This is a genomic window from Prevotella sp. P5-92, assembly GCF_002251245.1.
Lineage (GTDB): Bacteria > Bacteroidota > Bacteroidia > Bacteroidales > Bacteroidaceae > Prevotella.
This window is the reverse complement of sequence record NZ_NPJG01000117.1, coordinates 1-565: the sequence shown is the minus strand read 5'-3', so window position 1 is coordinate 565 and position 565 is coordinate 1. Positions and strand designations below refer to the sequence as shown.

1 tRNA gene and 2 rRNA genes are annotated in these 565 nt (G+C 52.9%); all 3 read left to right on the top strand.

The annotated features are described in order from the left end of the window. A 16S ribosomal RNA gene (locus CIK99_RS12035) occupies positions 1-109 on the top strand; the annotation flags it as partial. A 109-nt stretch (positions 110-218) separates the two neighbouring features. After that, positions 219-292: transfer RNA gene (locus tag CIK99_RS12030), tRNA-Ala, on the top strand. Between the two features lie 191 nt (positions 293-483). Beyond that, a 23S ribosomal RNA gene (locus tag CIK99_RS12025) occupies positions 484-565 on the top strand; the annotation flags it as partial.

Sequence of the window (565 nt, the reverse complement as noted above, 5' to 3'; positions counted from 1 at the left end):
GGCGCCTGAAGTCCGTGACCGCGAGGGTCGGCCTAGGGTGAAACCGGTGATTGGGGCTAAGTCGTAACAAGGTAGCCGTACCGGAAGGTGCGGCTGGAACACCTCCTTTCTGGAGGGACGCCATAGAGGTGGAGAGTTAGGGAAGAAGCCTTTCTTCTTCCGACGAGACCTTTTTTTTTGGTTCGTTACCTCTTCTTGTACTTGCAACTCTGTCTTTCGGGGGATTAGCTCAGCTGGCTAGAGCACCTGCTTTGCAAGCAGGGGGTCAACGGTTCGAATCCGTTATTCTCCACACCGGTGAGGATAGACGCCTGAAGGCGTTCAGTCCTGGACCCGGCGCTTGCTGCCGGGTTGACACCAAGAGATCTTTGACATATTGACACACGAGACTGTAGAATAAAACTCAACAAAGAAGTTTTCCTGACATATTTGTTTGTCGGGATACAGCTGAAAGTATGAGCGGCCATGTTGATGGCCACTACCAAGAAAGTGAATAAGGGCGCATGGCGGATGCCTTGGCTCATGGAGGCGATGAAGGACGTGATAAGCTGCGATAAGCCGCGGG